At 38.0% G+C, this 266-nt stretch carries 1 pseudogene; it reads right to left on the reverse strand.

The window, feature by feature from the left end:
• Nucleotides 1-266: pseudogene (locus AWH02_RS10730) on the reverse strand (heavy metal translocating P-type ATPase); the annotation flags it as partial.

Below are 266 nucleotides of genomic sequence, written 5' to 3' on the forward strand. Positions count from 1 at the left end.
TGCCATCATTCCAGGTTCTTTTTGTTTAAATTCGTCAACTGCACCTTGATAGAATGGACGTCCACCATAAATAATTAATATAGTAGATAAAATAGCTACTACAATATCAGAATATGGAAAAGTAAACTGGAATGGTAGTTCAAATCCATGCAAAGGGACTAAGAGCATAATAATGATTCCTAGTGGCAATGACTTTAAGAAAAGTTCCTTAAAGCTTCCGTGATGATGGTGGGCATGCCCACTGTGTCCGCTGTGATCATGTCCAC

It is taken from the genome of Streptococcus gordonii, assembly GCF_001553855.1.
Classification (GTDB): Bacteria; Bacillota; Bacilli; order Lactobacillales; family Streptococcaceae; genus Streptococcus; species Streptococcus gordonii.